We start from the raw sequence: 19735 nt of genomic DNA on the forward strand, positions 1-19735 counted from the left end.
GGAAAGCGGTGACCTACCCCCTGGGCATGCCGCTGAATCCGGGAAAAAAGTCAGCGTTGGAGGTCAAACGATTCCTCGGTTGCCGGGTTGCCGATGGCGCGGCACGAAACCGCGAATCGGGCCGGTGGTATCCCGCCGATGCCGCCGTGGAGCCTGACCTCGTTGTAGTCCCGGCCTGGGGCAACGACTCGAACCCGTGCTCGTTCGGGCACTCGTCCCGGAACTTGCCGTTGCAGCCATCGCGCAGACCTCCGCGAAGGGCAATCCCGCTTCAGCCTGCTCAAAAAACCGAGGATCCGGTCTTCGGTGAACCTGCTCTTCTTCATGTCCGCGTCTCCTGATCGGGCGGACTTTACCCCTTTCCGTTGGTACGCCACGGCGGGGACGGGTCAATTGAGTCCGCCCAGCGTTTCAGGATATTCGATTGCCGGGTTAATATCTGGGGATTCCTAACCTTCACGGCGGAAGCCTCCGAAGCTCTGAATCCGAGTTGCAGGTAGATTTCTTTCTCGATAACCGACTTGTTCCCAGAGAACCACGGCCATGAAAAAGCGGAAAACCCGAAACACTCCGACGATCACCGATCCCCCAACACAGGGCCCGTCTCGGTCTGTGAGGAAGCCCGCACGGGTAGCCGTCGGCGACAAATCGGAGTCACCGTCAAAGCCACGACGTTTGAGCGTATTCGATCGCTACCTGACTCTCTGGGTAGTTCTTTGCATCGTCGGCGGCGTTGGCCTGGGGCATTTCTTCCCCGCGATGTTTCAGGCGGTGGGACGATGGGAAATCGCCAAGATCAATCTCCCGGTCGCAGCGTTGATCTGGTTGATGATCATTCCCATGCTGCTCAAGATAAACCTCAAAGCGCTGAAAGGCGTCGTGCAGCATTGGCGCGGAGTTGGTGTGACCCTGTTGGTAAACTGGGGCGTGAAGCCGTTCTCGATGGCGTTCCTGGGATGGCTCTTCGTCGGCAACCTGTTTCGCCCATGGCTGCCGTCCGACCAGATCGACGCCTACATCGCCGGTTTGATACTCCTGGCGGCAGCACCCTGCACGGCCATGGTGTTCATCTGGAGCCATCTCGTGCGTGGCGAACCGCACTTCACCTTATCACAGGTGGCACTCAACGACGTCATCATGGTCTTCGCCTTCGCGCCCCTCGTCGGCCTGCTGCTGGGACTGTCGGCCATTACTGTGCCCTGGGACACATTGCTCCTGTCGGTGCTGCTCTACATCGTGGTGCCGCTGATGCTGGCGAACTTCGGGCGTGCCCTGATGTTGCGCCACGAGCATGGGTATGCGCGCTTGGACCGACTGTTGCAGGTTTTGCATCCCGTGTCGCTGACGGCACTCCTGGCCACGTTGGTGCTGCTGTTCGGCTTCCAGGGTGAGCAGATCTTGAGCCAGCCTTTGGTGATCCTTCTCCTGGCGGTGCCCATTCTGATCCAGGTGTTTTTCAATTCGGGGCTGGCCTATCTCCTGAACCGCGCCGTTCGCTCCCCCCATTGCATCGCCGGCCCCTCTGCGCTGATCGGTGCCAGCAACTTCTTCGAACTGGCGGTTGCCACCGCTATCGCTCTGTTCGGTTTCGAATCCGGAGCGGCCCTGGCGACAGTAGTCGGTGTCTTGATCGAGGTGCCTGTGATGCTGCTGGCCGTGGGCGTTGTCAACCGCAGTCGCGCCTGGTACGAGCTGCGTTCAGGCGTTCCCAGCCACGAAGAATGCTGCCCGTGGACGCGCATCGGCATGCAGGCAAATGAATAGCGGGCGGGGCTCCGCGACCGCCGTTCCGTCACCCCGGTGCATGACGGCACCCTCTGCCTTGGCGGTGCTGGCCGCGCGTCATTTCCCGTCACTCAACCAGTGCCAGGTCAAGCTGAACAAGGCCAGGTTCGTCGAGACATTGCCCTGGCCGCAAGACCGAATTCAAACCCCGCTCATCTCCGGCCGGCATCCGGAAATGAGCGGGTTCGTTTCGACGGGCTCCGATCTCGATCATTGCGCAATTGTCCCGTCCCAAGTGCTCTTTTGTCCAAGAAAACGTTGGAGCGTTCGTTCACAATCCACGCATATCTTTGATTGTTTGGCCAGGACGAAGTGAAGACAGTGACATTCGCCACTGCAGCATTGCAATCTCGGCGGCTCGATAGGCCGATCGGAAAATCGGGTCAGCCCTCGCTGCGGAATAGTGGCTTCCTCTTGGGGGGAGTGATCCGGGACTACATCCGTGTCCAACATGACAAAGTCCGCTATGAACGGTTGCGGCAGGCGGAAAGCCATCTGATCCGCTGTGCCGAAATCCTCGGCGACCGGCCGATCGGTGTATACCGGCCCGACGATATCCGTATTCTGCTGAACGAGCTGCGCAGCGCCTATGGCCTGTCCGCCGCGACCGCCAACGGTTATCTCGGTTCGCTGTCGGCCTTGTTCAACTGGGCCATCGCGGAGCGACGCTACGGCCTCGAGCGAAATCCTTGCAACGGCTGCCGGCTGCCAAACGAGAGCGTCGTGGCGGAACTGCGCCAGCAGAGTGCCGATAAACCGTTCAGCCCGGAACAACTGAAGATCTTCTTCGAGTCCGAGCATGCACGGAAAGGCGTCAACACGGCCTACAAATATTGGATTCCCCTGATCCAGCTCTATGCGGGCGCCCGTATCGGCGAAATCTGCCTGCTCACCCCCGAAGACATCGTGGAGCTTCCCGGCGGCATCCCGGCTTTCCGTTTGGTAACGGCCAACGCCCGGCTGCCCGTCATACGCAAATTGCGTTTCGTGCCCCTGCATCCCCGGTTGGTGGCCCTTGGGCTGCTCGAGCACGCAAGGAATCAGCGCGGCCACGGCACGATGTGGCCAGGGTTAAAAATTCCGCGCTTGGGCAGCAAAGGACAGAACTTTGGAATGTGGCTCAACCGGCACTTGAACGCGCTGGGACTGAAGCAGGAAGGGCGGCGTTCCGACGTCTTCCGCGCCACGTTCCGTGCCTTCTTGAAGCAGGCGGGCGTTACCGAATCGCATGTCGACGCCCTGCTGGGGCTGACCGGAAGCGGTGCCGGCGGCTGCGCCAGACCTCTCTGGGAAACCCATCCGGATGTACTCCTGCGCGAATTGACCAAGCTCGACTATGGCATCGAGCACACGGCACCTCCCGTGAGTTGACGGCGAAGGCTTCCTGCATGCCATGAGGGCGACGACAGCGCTTGCGGGTTGAGCGGCCGGAGGACGTTTGACGAAGCCGACTCGGAAGCAGACCACCCGCCAGGGAGCGCTCAGGGTTCGCGTCAAACCGACCGGCCATTCGCCCCTGGTGTTCGATACCGTATCGGTGGCAGTGGAACCCTGACCCGCTCTCCTGCCGCCGTCAGGAATCCGGATGGGGAACTTCGGCGGGATCGCCGATCGGCGGCGTCGTGGCCATACAAGGGCGAAACAGCCGCAGGTAAGTATCGGCGACCTGCTGGAGCGCGCCCTGGACTTCGCGATAGCGCTCCAGCACATCCCTGCCGAAGGGCGTCAGGTGAGCGCCTCCCCCGTGTCTCCCTCCGCGGGAGGCGTCCACCACCGGTTCGCGGAAGGAACGGTTCATGGTGTCCACCAGCAGCCAAGCGCGCCGGTAACTCATGTCCATGCTGCGGCCGGCTGCCGATATCGACCCGGTTTGCTCGATCGCCTCCAACAACTCCGCCTTGCCGGGACCGAAGGCGATTTCGGTACCATAGAGCAGGCGCAAAGTCAGTTTGAACCTCGGCTCGACAAAACAGCGCCGTGGGTGCACCGTTTTCTTGCTACGCCGCTTGTGTGTTTCCTGTGTCTTCTCACCCACTCGGCCGATACCGGTTCGGGGTACCGGTGAGGTCGTACCGGGCTCAGAAAGAAGCGGTTTATCGGATGACATTCGCAACTCGTCGGACGGCAGCGATCGAATGATTCGCCGATCAGGGTTAATCGTAACGGTTCTGCAAGCGCAGCGATATCCCCTTGAACGACATGGAGCATGCGGTCAAAGGGCGCCGGACAGTCTGCGCGACGCGGTGGAGATCCTGGGTTGGGATGCGTCACGGCAAGATTCTCGACGTGGCCGCAAAGTGACTAAGTGGTGGTTTTGAATGGTGGGCGGTGCAGGGATCGAACCTGCGACCCCTTCCGTGTGAAGGAAGTGCTCTCCCGCTGAGCTAACCGCCCTTGTCCTGCGAACCCTGTCATGGCGCCGTGCGGATACCGAAAAAAAATACCGCAGCCCGGACGCATGGTTTCGATCCGCGTAATTTATCTTCAAATCCAAACATTGTAAATGCTCTTGTCGAGAACAAATAAACTGTCCGTGGTGTAGCAACCTGCCCCCATCCAGCCATACCAGAGTGAAATAGATAAGTCCGTCAACCAATGGAGAACGACGGACATGAAGAAGAACAGGTCATCGGGTTCTCCAAAACGGGCCGAAGGGGGCATGCCAATCACGGAAATGTGCCGCCAGGCGGGACGAAGGTTTCACTATCAATGATGGGCTGGAGTCGGCAACCCCAGGGACCCGCCATTGCGTAGCCACAGGCAAGGCCGAAAGCGACCGATGATCTCGGCAGGCGCTGTTTTGCAATGAACAGTCCGGTGGTTTTTGCCAGCGGCGCTCCCTCAATCGAATGCTGCGAAGGGAACCCGGTCCGCCAGAGTCCAGTCGCGCACGATATTTGCGATCATCCCGGCCTCCTGGGCCAGTTGCGACGCCGTGCACCTGGTCATCGAACCGATCTTTTTCTCAGACGGCGCAGCAGGAAAGCCGTTTGACGTCCTTGGTGAAGGTCTGGGCCGCGAGCTTCAGACCCTCGACCATGGTCAGATAGGGAAACAACTGGTCGGCCAATTCCTGCACGGTCATCCGGTGGCGGATCGCCAGCGCGGCCGCCTGGATCAATTCGCCCGCCTCCGGAGCCACTGCCTGCACGCCGATCAGACGCCCAGTGCCGGCTTCGGCCACCAGCTTGATGAAGCCGCGGGTGTCGAAATTGGCCAGCGCCCTCGGCACGTTGTCGAGCGTGAGCGTGCGGCTCTCGGTCTCGATGCCGTCGTGGCACGCTTCGGCTTCGCTGTAGCCCACCGTTGCCACCTGTGGATCGGTGAACGCCACCGTCGGCATCGTCGTCAGATCCAGCTCGGCACTGCCGCCCATCATATTGATCGCGGCGCGGCTACCGGCCGCCGCCGCCACATACACGAATTGCGGCTGGTCGGTGCAGTCGCCGGCAGCAAAGATGTGCGGCGCGCTGGTACGCATGGCGCGGTCGACGATGATGGCCCCTTGCGCGTCGACCTCGATGCCCGCCGCCTCGAGATTCAGGTTGCGCGTGTTCGGCGCGCGCCCGGTGGCAACCAGCAGCTTGTCGGCGCGCCGCTCGCCGTGACCGGTAGTCATCACGAATTCCCCGTTCGCATAAGCGACCTGGCTCGCCTGGGCATGCTCCAGCACCTCGATGCCCTCCAAACGGAACGCGTTTGTTACGGCCTCGCCAATGGCCGGATCTTCGCGGAAGAACAGCGTGCGGCGCGCCAGTATCGAGACCCGGCTGCCCAGCCGGGCGAAGGCCTGCGCCAGCTCGACCGCCACCACCGACGAGCCGATCACGGCCAGCCGCTCGGGGATCGTGTCGCTCGCCAGCGCCTCGGTGGAAGTCCAGTAGGGCGTATCCGCAAGGCCCTGGATCGGTGGAATCGCCGGACTCGCGCCGGTAGCGACGAGGCAACGGTCGAAGCTCAGCTCGCGCGTGCCGCCGTGGCAAAGCGCCACGGTGAGCGTATGCGCATCCATGAACCTGGCCTCGCCGCGCAGCACGGTGACGGCCGGGGTACTCGCCAGGATGCCTTCGTACTTGGCGTGGCGCAGTTCCTCGACGCGGCCTTGCTGCTGGGCCAACAGCCGCTCGCGGAGGACGACCGGCGGTGTCGGCGGAAGCCCCTCATCGAACGGGCTTTCGCGGCGCAGGTGGGCGATGTGGGCGGTGCGAATCATGATCTTCGAGGGCACGCAGCCGACATTGACGCAGGTGCCGCCTATGGTGCCGCGCTCGATCAGCGTCACGCGCGCGCCGAGATCCACGGCCTTCAATGCACCCGCCATTGCCGCGCCGCCGCTGCCGATCACGGTCACGTGCAGTGCTGGCTCGCCGCTACCGCGCTTCGTTCCGCCGTCCGGCCAGCCGAACGTCTCGTCGAACAAGCCGCCGGCGGACTTGCCCGGTGTATCGGAAACCCGTGCGCGGTAGCCGAGCGCGGTCACGACCGTGACCAGCGGATCCGGGCCCACGCCCGGATCCGCCTCGATCTCGGCGCGTTTGCGCAGAAACGACACCGAGGCCGAACGCACGCCGGGCACCTTTTCCAAAACCTGCCGGACGTGCTCGGCGCACGACGTGCAGGTCATGCCGTCGATGAGCAACTCATGCCTACTCATTCTTTCCATTGCCGGAGTTTGGCACTGTCGCGGGCACACAGCACTGCACGACACGCCGGCGTCGATTCAAGGCATAAACCGTGAGGCCGACGAATACGATGGGCATGCGGATGAGAACGTAATCGGGCCCACCAGCCCAAGCCGAAAAACTCACGGCACCCAGCAGGACCACGAGTATCGGGAGCGCGCGGCAAATCGCGGTGACGATGTAACCGACGATGCCCGTGCGCGTTAAGGTTTTGTCAGCCATGCTTCATTCGTTGACAGTCGAAGGATAACCGGCGTTCGCGGTTGCCTGCGCGAGGGTTTCCGGACTGGTCCTGGCGTCGTCGAAAGTGACGACGGCTTCGCGTTTCTCGAAGTTCACTTCGACCTTGCTCACGCCGTCGACATTGGCGAGCGCCTTCTTCACCGTGATCGGACAGGCCGCGCAGGTCATGCCGGGCACGGACAGAGTGATGGTCTGGCCAGCACTCCAGGCGGGTGTGCTCAGGGCGGCGGACAGGGCGATCACTGCGGTGAGTTTCTTCATGGCAATGCCCTTTCAGTAGAACAGCGGCAGGACGTAGGGAAACACGAGGGCAACCAGGACCAGGGCGGTCACGATCCAGAAAGCGATCTTGTAGGCCGTCCGCACTTGGGGCGCGGCGCAGACGTCACCAGGCTTGCAGGCATGGGCCGGTCGGAAGATGCTGCGCCAGGCGAAGAACAGTGCGATGAGCGCCGCGCCGATGAAGATCGGCCGATACGGCTCCAGCACGGTCAGGTTGCCGATCCACGCGCCCGAGAAGCCGAGCACGACCAGCACGAGGGGGCCGAGACAACAGGCGGAGGCGAGGACGGCCGCGATGCCGCCGGTCACCAGTGCGCCGCGACCGCTCTTGGATTCCGACACGAGGTTCTCCTTCCGGGACTTCGCTTGGTGCGGTAACGTTACTTCCGTAGTCGACTACGGAGTCAAGCACCATGGAGAGCGCTCAAGAGAACCTGACCATCGGCGCCTTCGCCAAGGCCGCCGGGGTCAACGTGGAGACCATCCGCTTCTACCAGCTCAAGGGCTTGCTGCCCCGGCCGGAGCGGCCTTATGGGGGCATCCGCCGTTACGGGCGGACGGACGTGGCGCGGGTGAAATTCGTGAAATCAGCCCAGCGCCTGGGGTTCAGCCTGGATGAAGTCGGCCGGCTCCTGAAACTCGAGGACGGCACCCATTGCAGCGAAGCGGCCGAACTGGCCGCCCACCGGCTGGCGGATGTACGCGCCCGCCTGGCAGACTTACAGCGGATGGAGGCAGAGCTGGCGAAGCTGGTTGGCGAGTGCAAGGCGCATAGCGGCGACATTTCCTGCCCATTGATCGCGGCATTGCACTGCTGCTGAACGGAGAGCAGTTCGGGCTTGGCGTACGATTTTTTCCGTTTCGCGAGCTGCTCCGGTCAGAACGGCAGCCGGCGGCCGAGCTGACCGCGCATGCCTTTCATCAGGTTCATGATGTTGCCGCCCTTGAGCTTCTTCATCATTTTCTGCATCTGCTCGTGCTGTTTGAGCATGCGGTTCAGGTCCTGCACCTCGGTGCCCGAGCCCAGGGTGATACGGCGCTTGCGGGAAGGGTTGAGGATGTCGGGGTCGGACCGTTCGGCGGGGGTCATGGAATCGATCATCGCCAGCTGCTGGTACATCTCCTTGTCGTTGATCTTGTCCTTGACGTGCTGGGGTACGTTCCCCACGCCCGGCAGCTTGTCCAGCATGGCGGCGAGGCCGCCCATGTTCTTGAGCTGCAGTAACTGGTCGCGGTAGTCGTTGAGGTCGAAACGCCTGCCTTTGTGGATCTTCTTGGCGAGTTTTTCCGCCTTGGCCTTGTCCATGGTGCGCTCGACGTCCTCGATCAGCGAGAGCACGTCACCCATGCCGAGGATACGCGAAGCCACGCGGTCCGGATGGAACACCTCCAGAGCCGCGGTCTTCTCGCCCACACCCATGAACTTGATCGGCTTGCCGGTGATGTGACGGATTGACAGCGCCGCGCCCCCGCGGGCGTCGCCGTCGGTCTTGGTCAGGATGACGCCGGTCAGTGGCAGCGCGTCGTGGAAGGCCTTTGCGGTGTTGGCGGCATCCTGGCCGGTCATGCTGTCCACCACGAACAGGGTTTCGATCGGCTTGATCGCCGCGTGCACGGCCTTGATCTCGTCCATCATGTCTTCGTCGATGTGAAGACGCCCGGCGGTGTCGATGATGACCACGTCCATATAGCGTTTCCGTCCGTGCTCGACGGCGCGGCGAGCGATATCGACGGGCCGTTCGCTCGCATCGCTGGGGAAGAACTCGGCCTTCACCTCGCTGGCCAATGTCTCCAGCTGCTGGATGGCGGCCGGACGATAGACGTCGGCGCTGGCCACCAGCACGGACTTGCGCAGATTCTCCTTGATCCAGCGCGCCAGCTTGGCGACGGTGGTGGTCTTGCCTGCACCCTGGAGGCCCGCCATGAGGATCACTGCCGGCGGCTGGGTGGCCAGGTTCAGTTTCTCGTTGGCCTTGCCCATGATCGTCACCAGTTCCTCGTTGACGATCTTGATCATGGCCTGGCCGGGTGTGAGGCTCTTCTGCACCTCCTGGCCCAGCGCCCGCTCCTTCACCTGTTCGATGAAATCCTTGACCACCGGCAATGCGACATCGGCTTCGAGCAATGCCTGGCGCACTTCGCGCAGGGCATCCTGGACGTTGGCCTCGGTCAAACGGCCCTGGCCGCGCAGTTTGCGCAAGGAATCGGAGAGGCGGTCGGTCAGGTTGTCGAACATGGCAGGTTTCCTAAGGTCTTGACTTTCGGTGCAACGCGGTCGGCGCGGCTTCAAACAGACCGCGCATTATGCCAGACTACGTCCCGGAGGACATGACCCCCTATGCATTCCACGATCTTCGCCGTCACCGCGATCCTGGCCTACCTCGCCGCCGCCGCGTCCATCTACCAGTCGCTACGTACCGATTACCTCTCCGCGCTGGAGACACGGCGTCAGAAAGGGGCGACGCTGGTGTTCGGCTTTCTGGCGGTGGGGTGCCATGCATTGACGCTTTCCACGCTGTTCGACACCGAAGGGGACCTCAACATCGGCTTTCTGAATACCCTGTCCGCCGCGGCCTGGATGATAGCCACCGTACTGCTGGCCGTAACCTTCTTCAGACCGGTGGAGAAACTCGGCATCGTGGTGTTTCCGATGGCAGCCCTGGGCCTGGCCCTGAAGCTCTCCTTCCCCGAGAGCACGCATTTCCTGAAGAACCATTCTCTGGAAATGCGCCTGCACGTCGTCGTGTCGATGCTGGCTTACAGCTTCCTCAACATCGCCGCCTTGCAGGCGATCGTACTCGCCGTTCAGGACTGGCGCCTCAAAACCCACCACGCCAGTGGGTTCGTCCGCTCGCTGCCGCCTCTCCAGACCATGGAGAAACTGCTGTTCCAGCTCATCGGCGCCGGATTCGTCCTGCTCAGCGTGTCCCTCGTGACCGGATTTCTGTTCGTCGAAGACCTGTTCGGCCAGCATCTGGCCCACAAGACCGTCCTCTCCATCGCCGCCTGGGGCGTATTCGCCGCCCTGCTCGGCGGGCGCCGGTTCCGCGGCTGGCGCGGCCGGACCGCCATCCGCTGGACTCTGGGCGGCTTCGCCGCGCTGATGCTGGCCTATTTCGGCAGCAAGATGGTGCTGGAGCTGGTGTTGCATCGGATATGATGCCGATGAGTCGGGAGAAGGTTCGTTCGCTGGCAGCAATCTACGTCAGTTTGAAAAGACCTTCCCATTCCATGACGAGCAAATGAGCTCGACCGGCCTTCGACAGCGGACGACTCATCCGGCCCAGAGGTAATCGGCGAACAGCCCGGCGAATACCGCCGCACCGAACCAATGATTGTTGAGGAAGGCGCGGAAACACTTGGACTTCTCCCGCCCGAATATCAAGACCTGCTGATAGACCGAGAATCCCGCCGCGGCAGCCAGGCCCAGCGCGTAGAGCCCCCCCAAGCCCAGATAGCGGCCGATGCCGGCCAGAATCGCCAGCATGGCGATCTGCAGGGCGCCAATGATCTCGCGGTCGTACTTTCCGAACAGGATCGCGGTCGACTTGATCCCGATCTTTACATCGTCCTCCCGGTCCACCATGGCGTACATGGTGTCGTAGATCAGTGCCCACAGCACCGTCGCCGCGTACAGCGCCCAGGCCACGACCGGAATCGAGCCGGTCTGGGCAGCGAAAGTCATGGGAATGGCCCAGCCGAAGGCCAGGCCGAGGTAGGCTTGGGGCAGATGGGTATAGCGTTTGGTGAAGGGGTAAGAGGCTGCCAGGAACGCGCCCGGCACCGACAGGGCGATGGTCAGCCCGTTCATCGTCAGCACCAGCGCGAAGGCCGTCAGGCACAGGACCACGAACAGGATGAGAGCCTCCTTCGACGTCACCTCCCCTGCCGCGATCGGTCGCAGCCGGGTGCGTTCGACGTGCGGGTCGAACTCACGGTCGGCGTAGTCGTTGATGACGCAGCCCGCAGCCCGCATCAACACCACACCGAACACGATCACGGCCGCCACGCCAGGATCGGGGCGCCCCTCCCCGGCTATCCACAACGCCCACAGAGCAGGCCAGAGCAGCAGGAAGATGCCGATGGGTTTGTCGAAACGCATCAGGCGCCAGTAGGCATCGGCACGCGATTTCACCGAGTGCGGGACGTTCATGCGGACTCCGGGACGGAAAGCACGGCGGGAAGGAAGAACTCGGCGACCAGCAAGGGCCTGCCAGCGATCGAATAGAGCGAGCGACGACCCCAGACGGGCCCGGCCGAACCTGATCCGGCGCGAACCGCCGGCCGCCAATGGCGGTCCTCGGCCAGGGCCGCCTCGAACCCATGACGCCGCGGACGCCGTGATGCGAACAGGATTTCGCCCAGCGGCCGATTGCCCAGGTGCGCCAGCCGGCGTCCCGCACCCTTCAGGGTTTGTACCGGAAGGACGCTGCGGGCAAGGACCAAACGCCGTTCGCGGGATCGGAGTTCGACTTCGCGCACCAGCGCGCGACGGCCGGATCTGAGTTTCAGCAGCAAGGCCTCGTCCGGGAAGGGATGGGCGAAACCCTGGCGGATCACCCGGACATTGAAGTCGGCGCCGCAAGCGGCTTTCAGACGCCGGGTCAGCGAGCCCCTTTCGAACACCCAGGATTCCATGGGCCGCGGTATCGCCGGGCCGCAGCCCCGATGTGCATTACGGAATTTCGGCAGGGAAGAGAAAAGTTTGCTCCTGGAATACAAGGCGTGCGCTCGGTGGAAAAAGACGCCGGATTTTAGCAGACCGCAGCCTCATGCCGCGGGAGCTACAGGCAGCCCGGCGGTTTGGGCAGGCCGGCGATCAGGCAGGCCTGTTTGAGCGGCCCGCCGGGAAACAGGCCATGCAAATAACGGTTGTTGCCTTTGGTTTCTCCCAGTTCTTTCTGGACCGCCTTGACGAACAGGCGGGCGTTCGGCAGATGATCGAAGCGGCGATGGTAGTCGCGGATGAAGCGGACGATCTCCCAGTGCGCGTCGGTCAACCGGATGCCGATCGTTTCGGCCAGGCGTTCCGCCGTAGCTTCGTCCCAGGAGTGCGAGTCCAACAGGAAACCGTCGGCGCCGAGCCGCAAGGGCTGATTCACGTCCATGTCAGCGAAAGCTCGTGCCGCACCGCGAGTTCGACGAAGCCGTCATAATCCACCTGGCCGAGCGTTTGCAGCAGGCTCGACGCGCAAAGGCCGCGGGCGCGGAGATCCGGCGCCAGCACGCGGATGTCCAGCCACGCCGCCGCCTCGGCCACTTCGCGCGAAAACCGGCAACCGGTCAGAGCGCCGTAGACGCCGTTTTCCAGCAGGAGCACGGCGTCGCCCTCCCCCGCCCGGGCCAGACATCGGCTGAGGGCGGCGCTCTCGAAGGGCGAGGCATTGACCAGATGCAGCACGCTCATCCGCACCCCACGGCGACATCATGGCCGGCGATCCAAGCCGGAACCTCGCTCCGCGCCAGCAACCGCACCGGCAGGACCAGCCCATCCGGCGAGAGAGCACGCTCGGCCAGCGATTCGTGTTCCGCCGCGACTTCGCGGACGTCGTAGAACTCCAGGGTCCGTAGCAGCGGCGCCGACGGGCGAAGCCCCGCGCCTTCGAGGAGATGAGCCGCCTGCAACTGCCACACGCCATCGTCAAGGAACAGGACGTCCACCGGATGGTCGAAGGCTGCAACCGCCAGCAGCTGGTCCACCAGCTCAACGGTGCGGTCGCCCCGAAAAGGTGGTTGCCGAACCACGAAGACGAAACACTTGGAATGATTCATGATGTGAAGGTGAGTATCCGGTCCGCTTTCAGGCAGGCGTCCACCCACTGGCCCAGCCCCCCGATGCGAAAGCCTGGCGCAAGCAGTCCCTGGTCTTTCCCCTCCGCTGAAACCAGACCCCGGCGCTGGGCCGCGGAAACGCACAGGACCAGATCCAGGCCATACTCACGCGCCAGGGCGCTCCAGCGGCCGGAAAGATCGTCTTTGCCGGCGAACGATGAAACTTGTGCGTTACACACGCCGTCATAGTAAAAGAATACCAGCAGGATATGGTGCCCGCCCGCCAGGGCGGCTTTGATAAACTGATACGCGGTGTTCGCCGCCTGAGCCTCATGCGGGCTCGCATCGATCTGTATGACGAATTTCATGATCAGCGCTCCCACCACGAACCGCCTTGCCCCGGTTTTCCGCCCGATTGTCCCAATCCCTTTCATGACACGTCCACGCCGCCCCGCCCGCACGCTATTCCAGGCGGTAACCGCCCTACTGGCGATTTCGTTGATCGCCGCAACCCTTCCCGCGGCCGGCGAACCCCTCAACCTCGAGCTGCCGGACATGGGCGACTCCACCGGCACCCTTTTCACGCCCCAGCAGGAAAAAGCGCTGGGCGAGGCCTTTTACCGGAATCTGCACCTCCAGGTCCAGATCAACGAAGATCCGGAAGTCACCGACTACATTCAAGCGCTGGGGCGGAAGCTGGTGGAAAACAGCGACACGCCAGCCCAGCCTTTCTACTTCTTCGTCGTCAATCAGCCGGTCATCAACGCGTTCGCCGGTCCCGGCGGCTACATCGGCGTCAACTCGGGGTTGATCCTCATCACCGAAAGCGAAAGCGAGCTGGCCTCGGTGCTCGGACACGAAATCGCACACATCACCCAGCGCCATCTCTACGAGGCATTCCAGGCCGCCGGCCGGCTATCGCTGCCGACCGCGGCGGCCATGCTGGCCGGCGTGCTGCTGGGCGCAGGCACTGGCTCCAGTCAGTTGGGCCAGGCTGCAGTCATCGCCGCCACGGCAGCCAGCCAACAGATGCAGATCAATTTTACCCGGGACAACGAGGCGGAAGCCGATCGGGTGGGCATGAAAATCCTCTCTGGCTCGAATTTCGATCCCCGTGCGATGCCCACCTTCTTCGAACGAATGCAGCAATCCACCCGCTTCTCCACCGGCCGCAGCACGCCGGAATTTCTCCTGACCCACCCGGTCACCGTGTCGCGTATCGCCGACACCCGCGGGCGGGCCGAACAATATCCCTACAAGCAATATCCCGACTCGTTCACCTACCAGATCATCCGGGCCAAGCTGCACGTTCAGACGACCCACAATCCTCAGGAAAGCGTCGATTATTTCACCGCCATTTCGGAGGTGGGCACCCGTCAGCAGCAAGACGTGGCCCATTACGGACTGGCCCTTGCCCTGGTCGCCCAAGGCAAGATTGGTCAAGGCAGACCCATGCTGGAGGAACTCATCCGCCGCTATCCCGAGCAGTCGCACTTCTTCAATGCCCTCGCTGACGCGGAACGCGAAGCCAAGACCTACCCCGCCGCCTTCGCTATCTACGAGGAAGCCTTGAAGCGCTTTCCCGGCAACCGCGCGCTCACTTTGAACTATGCCCAGACCCTGGTCCGCGCCGGCAAACCCCTGGAGGCGCGCAAGCGGCTGCAGGACTACCTGCTCCATTTTCCCGCTACGCCGGAGGTATATGAACTATTGGCGCAAGCCCATTCCCAGCTCGGCAACGAAGCAGAATCCCACCGCTACCTGGCCGAAGCCTATTACGCCGACGGTCAGACCCGCAACGCCATCCTGCACCTCAAGCTGGCACAGAGAGCACCCGGCCGCGATTTCCAGACCGACGCGGCGATCGAGGAGCGACTGAAGGAGCTGATGGAAGAGCAGAGGGAGGAAAGGGAAAAATGAGCAGGATGACGACGCCGTTTCGAAACGCCCGCTTCGGATCGCCGCCCGCCTAATTTTCGTTGGCGTAGCGGCACCGGCGCCGATCAGGCGGCATTTGCAGGACCACGCCGTCGAAGCGGACGCCGTTGTCCTTGCCCACCCGCGCCCCCTGCTCACCCTGCCCATGGTCCTGGCTGCCGCCCGGGAATGGGGCAAAGGACCGCTCCCGTATTTCCGCCCGGGGCATCGGACGATGCCCCCTTGCAGCGTGCTACCTCGCCGGACGGTTTATTTGCTCCCAGCACTATGGACATAGCTCCTTGTATGGCGCTTCGTTAACAGGCATAATGCGCGCTCTCTAGGAGCACGCCGGCTCACCGATTCTATGGCAAGCCGCATCGGTCCCCTCGCAATGATACGCTGTGAACCCCGCCAGGCCCGGAAGGGAGCAACGGTAACAGCGGACTCGTGTGCCGGGGTGTGGCTGGTGCGGTGAGCCGCCCATTACCTACCCTTCCGTCGCAACCCCATGCTCTACCAAGCGCTTGCGCGTAAGTGGCGACCCCACAACTTCACCGAAGTCGTCGGCCAGGAGCACGTCGTCAAGGCGCTGACGCATGCGCTGGAAGCCGGTCGCATGCACCATGCCTATCTGTTCACCGGTACCCGCGGCGTCGGCAAGACGACGCTGGCCCGGATTCTAGCCAAGGCGCTCAATTGCGAAGACCGGCAGGGCGCAAACCCCTGCGGCCGCTGCCTGATCTGCCGGGAGGTGGACGAAGGCCGCTTCATCGATCTGATCGAGGTCGACGCCGCTTCACGTACCAAGGTCGAGGATACCCGAGACCTCCTGGACAACGTCCAGTACGCCCCCAACCAGGGGCGCTACAAAGTCTACTTGATCGACGAAGTCCATATGCTCTCCGGGCACAGTTTCAACGCCCTGTTGAAGACACTGGAAGAGCCTCCGCCGCACGTGAAATTCTTGCTGGCGACCACCGACCCGCAGAAGATTCCGGTCACCGTGCTATCGCGCTGCCTGCAGTTCAACCTCAAACGGTTGACGCCCGAGCAGATCCGCGCCCAGATGGCCCAGATTCTGGCGTCCGAGAGTATCGACTTCGAGCCCGCCGCCACCAAGGCTCTGGCCCGCGCCGCCCAGGGCAGCATGCGCGACGGCCTCAGCCTGCTGGACCAGGCCATCGCCCACTGTGGCGGCCGGCTCACCAACACCGGCGTCAGCGCCATGCTGGGCACCGTATCGCGGGAGCCGGTCTATGGCGTGCTCGAGGCCCTGGCGGAGTCCAGGGCCGATGAGTTGCTTGCAGTCTCCGCGACCCTCGCCGAATTTTCCCCCGATTACCAGGACGTGGTGCAGCAACTGCTGGCGATCCTGCACCAGATTGCGATTGCCCAGTTTGCCCCGGACGCCATCCGCCAAGACGACGAGGCCGAACGCGTACTGACCCTCGCCCGCCGTCTTACACCGGAGGATACCCAGCTCTACTACCAGATCGCGCTGCAGGGGCAAAAGGATCTGCAGCTGGCCCCCGACCCGCGCGATGGCTTCGAGATGCTGCTGCTGCGGATGCTGGCCTTCCGGCCGCACTCCGCCGAAGCCGCGCCGAGGATCGTCCCGACCGCGGCCGCCCCGGCGATGCGGGCACCCTCCGATACCGGCATTCGGGAGCCGCACCGCGCTCGGGAAGTCACCCGGCAAGCTCCGCCCCCGGCCGCTGCCGAAGCTTCCTCGTCCGGGGCAAGTCCTGGGACGACAAGCGACGCGCTGAACTGGCCGCGGATGATCGAGGCCATGCGCCTCGCTGGCATGACCCGCCAGCTCGCCAGCCATTGCGTGCTGAGGACGCTGACGGAACATGCCTGCGAGTTGGCGTTGGACCCCAGACAGGCCCAGATCCACACGCCAACGGTGACAAGCAATCTCGAGACCGCCTTGCAAAAGCTCCTCGGCCGCCCCATCAAGCTAACGATCCGCTGCGAATCCCTGGACGCGGAAACGCCGGCCGCCGCCGATCAGCGCGCGCAGATCGAAAGACAGCGCGAGGCCGAACTCGAAATCGAAAACGATGCGACCGTCCACGCCCTAAAGGACATGTTCGGCGCACAGATCGTGGCCGGCTCGACCCGACCGCTAGACCACACCGAACCTTGAGGTAATCCCATGAAAAACCCGTTGGCCAACCTGATGCAGCAGGCACAGCGCTTCCAGGAGACCTTCCAGAAAACCCAGGAAGAGATAGCGGCGACCGAAATCCAGGCCGAGTCCGGCGGCGGCTTGGTGAAAATCCGCATGAACGGCAAGCGCGAAGTGCTCAAAGTGGAGATCGATCCCAGCCTGCGCCAGGAGGAACACGAAGTGTTGGAAGACCTGATCGCCGCAGCCTTCAACGACGGCGTGCGCCGGGTCGCCAAGCTCAAGCAGGAGAAGATGGCCGGCCTGACGGGAAGCCTGGGCATCCCGCCCGGCTTCAACCTGCCATTCTAGTCCCGCATGCGGCAAGCCGGTGCCATTGCCGAGCTGATTGAAGCGCTGCGCTGTCTGCCCGGCGTCGGGCCCAAGACCGCGCAGCGCATGACGCTTCACCTGTTGCAGCGCGACCGCGACGCTGCCGGCAGACTGAGCGAAGCCCTGCGCCAGGCCCTGGAAAAAGTGGGGTTATGCGCCCAGTGCCGCACCCTGACCGAGCACTCACTATGCGAGTACTGCGCCAGCCCGGGACGGGACCGGTCCCTCCTCTGCATCGTGGAATCGCCGGCCGAGGTGCTCGCGATCAGCCGCTCCACCGGCTATAAGGGATTGTTTTTTGTACTCAATGGACGCCTGTCGCCGCTCGATGGCATCGGTCCCGAAGAGCTGGGGCTGGACGTCCTGGAGCAACGGCTGAAGGACGATGCTGTCGCGGAACTGATCCTGGCGACCAACACCACCGTCGAGGGCGAAGCGACCGCTCATTACCTCAGCGACATGGCCCGGCGCCACGGCGTCCGGACCACCCGCATCGCCCACGGCATCCCCTTCGGCGGAGAGCTGGAATACGTCGACGGCGCCACGCTTTCCCATGCCTTCGACGGCCGCAAGGATTTCTGAAAAGACCTACCCACCCAAGGAGCCGCTATGTCGCAATGTATCTTCTGCCAGATGGTCGCCGGGACGATCAAACCCGCCGTGGTTCATGAAGACGAACTGACGCTGGCGTTCCGGGACATCAACCCGCAGGCGCCGGTGCATGTGCTGGTGATTCCCAAGGCGCACGTCGCCAACCTCAACGAGCTGCCGGCGGACGCGCCGGGTCTGGCCACGGCGCTGTTCGAGACGGTCAAGCGGGTCGCCGCGCTGGAAGGGATTGCCGAATCCGGCTACCGCACGGTGGTCAACTGCCTGGGCGATGCCGGCCAGGCAGTCGACCATCTGCATCTACACGTCCTCGGCGGCCGCCGCCTGCACTGGCCACCGGGCTGATCCCCCGTGACCGGTACGGGCGGAAGGGTAAACCCTATTCGCCGCCATCGGCGGGATTCAGCTCGGTGCCGAGGATGGACCAGTCGTCCGGATTGGCCTGGTCGTCGCCCGTCATACGCAGCTTGCACACGAATTTCTGGGCGATCCGGCCCTGCGGGGAATCGACCAGCACCTCGGACCGCAGAATGTAATTCCTGCCGCCCAGCGCCCAGGCCTCGTATTTGTCATCCAGGAATTCCGAATTCTCTGGCACCACGTGGTCTTCCAGCATCGCCGCCTTGCAATGCAGATAAGCGAAGTCGGTACGGGGGGTCTTGACCTTGCCGAGTTGCTCTTCCTCTTCTTCCTTCATATCGAAGAGATCGGACTCGAGGACCTTCATCACGAAAGGTGTCACGCCCTTGTTCTGCAGTACGTAAAGACCGACGATGAATAAAACCAGTAATAGAAGGGAGATGTTGCGGCGCATGATGCTCCTCTCGTTTTGTTCTGCTTATGTTCTGATTGCCAGGAATCCGGGGGTCCCTTGGGGAGACGCCACGGAAAACGATCAATTGTGCGGCACCGCTGTCGAAATGTATACCGGAGCCGCCGGAACCTTCGCGATTTTCAGGCCATGAACCAGCCTTCCAGCCTCGTCGTCGCCATCTCCTCCCGAGCGCTTTTCGACCTCGATGAATCGCACCGCATCTTCGAACAGGAAGGCCGGGAAGCCTATTGCCGATATCAGATCGCGCATGAAGACGAAATCCTGGCGCCGGGCGTCGCCTTCCCGCTGGTGCGCAAGTTGCTGGCGATGAACGACCGCCTCGGCACCCCGCTGGTCGAAGTCATTCTGCTCTCGCGCAACAGCGCCGACACGGGCCTCCGGATTTTCAACTCCATACAGCGCCACGGACTGGACATCACCCGGGCTGCCTTCACCGGCGGCCGCTCACCGTTCAAATACGTAGCAGCCTTCGGGGCCCATCTGTTCCTGTCGGCGGACGCCGGCGACGTCGCCGACGCCCTCAACGACGGACAGGCGGCGGCTACCATCATCACGGCTCCTGCCCGCAGCAGCGATACCGACCAGCTGCGCATCGCCTTCGACGGCGACGCGGTGCTGTTTTCGGACGAGTCCGAACGCATCTACCGCTCGGCGGGACTGGAAGCCTTCGCCGAGAATGAACGCGTCGCCGCACGCGAACCTTTGCCCGGCGGCCCGTTCCGGAATTTCCTCGCAGCACTCCATCACATCCAGACCCGCTTCGATGCCGACGGTTCACCGCTGCGCACCGCCCTGGTGACGGCCCGTGGCGCGCCCGCTCACGAACGGGTGGTACGGACGCTGCGAGCCTGGAATATCCGGATCGACGAGGCGCTGTTCCTCGGTGGACGGGATAAGAGCCAGTTCCTGGCCGCTTTCGGGGCGGATATCTTTTTCGACGATCAGAAAAGCAATTGCGAAGCCGCGAGCCGCCACGTGGCGACCGGCCATGTGCCGCACGGCGTGGCCAACGCACCCGATGACGCTGACGACCGGCCACTGGGGACGGATGCAGGCAGCCGCTCGCCGTGAGCATTCCTCTCACCCCGTCCGTCTCCCGAT

General features: G+C 63.2%; 24 protein-coding genes, 1 tRNA gene and 1 other RNA gene. 11 read left to right on the forward strand and 15 right to left on the reverse strand.

Going from position 1 to position 19735, the window contains the following annotated elements; translation table 11 throughout:
- Positions 1-675 precede the first annotated feature (675 nt).
- Both arsB and ACSHWJ_RS02155 read left to right on the forward strand, forming a co-directional pair.
- Entirely contained in the window at positions 676-1764 is a 1089-nt protein-coding gene (gene arsB / locus ACSHWJ_RS02150) for an ACR3 family arsenite efflux transporter (protein WP_249385384.1), read from the forward strand.
- A gap of 444 nt (positions 1765-2208) precedes the next feature.
- A complete protein-coding gene (locus ACSHWJ_RS02155; protein WP_249385473.1) occupies positions 2209-3156 on the forward strand; it encodes a site-specific integrase in 948 nt (315 codons plus the stop codon).
- 202 nt (positions 3157-3358) lie between these two features.
- Here ACSHWJ_RS02155 and ACSHWJ_RS02160 read toward each other — a convergent pair whose 3' ends face one another.
- The 6 genes from ACSHWJ_RS02160 to merT form a co-directional block, all read right to left on the reverse strand.
- The gene (locus ACSHWJ_RS02160; protein ID WP_432539218.1) at positions 3359-3820 is read right to left on the reverse strand and encodes a winged helix-turn-helix domain-containing protein; all 462 of its coding nucleotides are present in this window, start codon (positions 3818-3820) and stop codon (positions 3359-3361) included.
- 284 nt (positions 3821-4104) lie between these two features.
- A tRNA-Val gene (locus tag ACSHWJ_RS02165) sits at positions 4105-4179 on the reverse strand.
- A gap of 571 nt (positions 4180-4750) precedes the next feature.
- Positions 4751-6424: a mercury(II) reductase gene (merA, locus tag ACSHWJ_RS02170; protein ID WP_432539219.1), complete on the reverse strand. Its 1674-nt coding sequence runs from the start codon at positions 6422-6424 to the stop codon at positions 4751-4753.
- A 7-nt stretch (positions 6425-6431) separates the two neighbouring features.
- Positions 6432-6689, reverse strand: a complete 258-nt coding sequence (gene merF, locus ACSHWJ_RS02175; RefSeq protein ID WP_218800016.1) for a mercury resistance system transport protein MerF — start codon at positions 6687-6689, stop codon at positions 6432-6434.
- Positions 6690-6692: 3 nt separating this feature from the next.
- Positions 6693-6971, reverse strand: a complete 279-nt coding sequence (merP, locus tag ACSHWJ_RS02180; RefSeq protein WP_432539220.1) for a mercury resistance system periplasmic binding protein MerP — start codon at positions 6969-6971, stop codon at positions 6693-6695.
- 12 nt (positions 6972-6983) lie between these two features.
- Positions 6984-7334 (reverse strand): mercuric ion transporter MerT, encoded by a 351-nt coding sequence (gene merT, locus ACSHWJ_RS02185; RefSeq protein WP_017365901.1) that lies wholly within the window; start codon positions 7332-7334, stop codon positions 6984-6986.
- A gap of 71 nt (positions 7335-7405) precedes the next feature.
- Here merT and merR point away from each other — a divergent pair, with 71 nt between their 5' ends.
- Complete coding sequence (gene merR / locus ACSHWJ_RS02190) at positions 7406-7813, forward strand: Hg(II)-responsive transcriptional regulator (RefSeq protein WP_017365900.1); 408 nt, start codon at positions 7406-7408, stop codon at positions 7811-7813.
- 56 nt (positions 7814-7869) lie between these two features.
- Here merR and ffh read toward each other — a convergent pair whose 3' ends face one another.
- Entirely contained in the window at positions 7870-9228 is a 1359-nt protein-coding gene (gene ffh / locus ACSHWJ_RS02195) for a signal recognition particle protein (RefSeq protein WP_010960619.1), read from the reverse strand.
- Between the two features lie 102 nt (positions 9229-9330).
- Between ffh and ACSHWJ_RS02200 the strand changes: the two genes are divergently transcribed.
- Positions 9331-10152 carry a cytochrome C assembly family protein gene (locus tag ACSHWJ_RS02200; protein WP_432539221.1) on the forward strand — a complete coding sequence of 274 codons (822 nt, stop codon included), beginning with the start codon at positions 9331-9333 and terminating at the stop codon, positions 10150-10152.
- 114 nt (positions 10153-10266) lie between these two features.
- Here ACSHWJ_RS02200 and ubiA read toward each other — a convergent pair whose 3' ends face one another.
- From ubiA to tusD, 6 genes are all read right to left on the reverse strand, one after another.
- Positions 10267-11145, reverse strand: coding sequence for a 4-hydroxybenzoate octaprenyltransferase (gene ubiA / locus ACSHWJ_RS02205; RefSeq protein ID WP_017365898.1), 879 nt, complete (start codon positions 11143-11145; stop codon positions 10267-10269).
- Entirely contained in the window at positions 11142-11630 is a 489-nt protein-coding gene (locus ACSHWJ_RS02210) for a chorismate--pyruvate lyase family protein (RefSeq protein WP_017365897.1), read from the reverse strand. The genes ubiA and ACSHWJ_RS02210 overlap by 4 nt, the downstream gene beginning before the upstream one ends.
- A 146-nt stretch (positions 11631-11776) precedes the next feature.
- Positions 11777-12100, reverse strand: coding sequence for a TusE/DsrC/DsvC family sulfur relay protein (locus tag ACSHWJ_RS02215; RefSeq protein WP_010960615.1), 324 nt, complete (start codon positions 12098-12100; stop codon positions 11777-11779).
- Positions 12091-12399, reverse strand: a complete 309-nt coding sequence (gene tusB, locus ACSHWJ_RS02220; protein WP_017365895.1) for a sulfurtransferase complex subunit TusB — start codon at positions 12397-12399, stop codon at positions 12091-12093. Before tusB ends, ACSHWJ_RS02215 begins: the two co-directional genes overlap by 10 nt.
- Positions 12396-12764 carry a sulfurtransferase complex subunit TusC gene (gene tusC / locus ACSHWJ_RS02225; RefSeq protein WP_432539222.1) on the reverse strand — a complete coding sequence of 123 codons (369 nt, stop codon included), beginning with the start codon at positions 12762-12764 and terminating at the stop codon, positions 12396-12398. Before tusC ends, tusB begins: the two co-directional genes overlap by 4 nt.
- Positions 12761-13132: a sulfurtransferase complex subunit TusD gene (gene tusD / locus ACSHWJ_RS02230; RefSeq protein WP_432539223.1), complete on the reverse strand. Its 372-nt coding sequence runs from the start codon at positions 13130-13132 to the stop codon at positions 12761-12763. The genes tusC and tusD overlap by 4 nt, the downstream gene beginning before the upstream one ends.
- A 64-nt stretch (positions 13133-13196) precedes the next feature.
- Here tusD and ACSHWJ_RS02235 point away from each other — a divergent pair, with 64 nt between their 5' ends.
- Positions 13197-14684, forward strand: a complete 1488-nt coding sequence (locus tag ACSHWJ_RS02235) for a beta-barrel assembly-enhancing protease (RefSeq protein ID WP_432539224.1) — start codon at positions 13197-13199, stop codon at positions 14682-14684.
- Positions 14685-14733: 49 nt separating this feature from the next.
- Here the strand turns inward: ACSHWJ_RS02235 and ACSHWJ_RS02240 are convergent, their stop codons facing one another.
- Positions 14734-14910 (reverse strand): hypothetical protein, encoded by a 177-nt coding sequence (locus ACSHWJ_RS02240; protein ID WP_435928688.1) that lies wholly within the window; start codon positions 14908-14910, stop codon positions 14734-14736.
- A 149-nt stretch (positions 14911-15059) separates the two neighbouring features.
- Between ACSHWJ_RS02240 and ffs the strand changes: the two genes are divergently transcribed.
- The 5 genes from ffs (at position 15060) to ACSHWJ_RS02265 (ending at position 18144) form a co-directional block, all read left to right on the forward strand.
- Positions 15060-15156, forward strand: an RNA gene (gene ffs / locus ACSHWJ_RS02245) — signal recognition particle sRNA small type.
- 36 nt (positions 15157-15192) lie between these two features.
- The gene (gene dnaX / locus ACSHWJ_RS02250; RefSeq protein WP_218800010.1) at positions 15193-16836 is read left to right on the forward strand and encodes a DNA polymerase III subunit gamma/tau; all 1644 of its coding nucleotides are present in this window, start codon (positions 15193-15195) and stop codon (positions 16834-16836) included.
- A 9-nt stretch (positions 16837-16845) separates the two neighbouring features.
- On the forward strand, positions 16846-17169 hold the full coding sequence (locus tag ACSHWJ_RS02255; protein WP_010960608.1) for a YbaB/EbfC family nucleoid-associated protein: 324 nt from the start codon (positions 16846-16848) through the stop codon (positions 17167-17169).
- A gap of 6 nt (positions 17170-17175) precedes the next feature.
- On the forward strand, positions 17176-17772 hold the full coding sequence (gene recR, locus ACSHWJ_RS02260) for a recombination mediator RecR (protein ID WP_432539225.1): 597 nt from the start codon (positions 17176-17178) through the stop codon (positions 17770-17772).
- A gap of 27 nt (positions 17773-17799) precedes the next feature.
- Positions 17800-18144, forward strand: coding sequence for a histidine triad nucleotide-binding protein (locus ACSHWJ_RS02265; protein WP_010960606.1), 345 nt, complete (start codon positions 17800-17802; stop codon positions 18142-18144).
- Positions 18145-18178: 34 nt separating this feature from the next.
- On the opposite strand, the gene ACSHWJ_RS02270 is transcribed toward ACSHWJ_RS02265, so the two are convergent.
- Positions 18179-18613 carry a hypothetical protein gene (locus tag ACSHWJ_RS02270; RefSeq protein WP_010960605.1) on the reverse strand — a complete coding sequence of 145 codons (435 nt, stop codon included), beginning with the start codon at positions 18611-18613 and terminating at the stop codon, positions 18179-18181.
- Between the two features lie 147 nt (positions 18614-18760).
- Between ACSHWJ_RS02270 and ACSHWJ_RS02275 the strand changes: the two genes are divergently transcribed.
- Positions 18761-19705 (forward strand): 5'-nucleotidase, encoded by a 945-nt coding sequence (locus ACSHWJ_RS02275; protein WP_432539226.1) that lies wholly within the window; start codon positions 18761-18763, stop codon positions 19703-19705.
- The last annotated feature ends 30 nt before the right edge of the window (positions 19706-19735 follow it).

This window comes from Methylococcus sp. S1M, assembly GCF_051295855.1.
Lineage (GTDB): Bacteria > Pseudomonadota > Gammaproteobacteria > Methylococcales > Methylococcaceae > Methylococcus > Methylococcus capsulatus.